Origin of the sequence: Labrys sp. LIt4 (assembly GCF_017813775.1) — a bacterium.
Classification (GTDB): Bacteria; Pseudomonadota; Alphaproteobacteria; order Rhizobiales; family Labraceae; genus Labrys; species Labrys okinawensis_A.
This window is the reverse complement of the sequence record NZ_JAGIPY010000122.1, coordinates 1-244: the sequence shown is the minus strand read 5'-3', so window position 1 is coordinate 244 and position 244 is coordinate 1. Positions and strand designations below refer to the sequence as shown.

1 protein-coding gene is annotated in these 244 nt (G+C 61.5%); it reads left to right on the top strand.

Going from position 1 to position 244, the window contains the following annotated elements:
• Nucleotides 1-244, top strand: a 244-nt coding sequence (locus tag J8I29_RS29860) for an NAD-glutamate dehydrogenase domain-containing protein (protein WP_209434453.1), incomplete at both ends; no start/stop codon positions are given.

The window sequence follows — 244 nt, the reverse complement described above, 5'->3', positions numbered from 1 at the left end:
CTTCACCTTCCTGGGCTACCGCGAATACGACCTCGTGAACATAGACGGCGAAGACGTCCTGGAACTGCGCGAAGGCAGCGGCCTGGGCCTCCTGCGTCCCGCGGCGGATTCACCCCACATCCAGCACCTCACAGACACAGGCAGGAAAAAAGCCCGGGAAAAGCGTGCCCTCGTCATCACCAAGGCGAACTCGCGGTCCACGGTCCACCGGTCGGCATACCTGGACTACATCGGAATCAAAAGC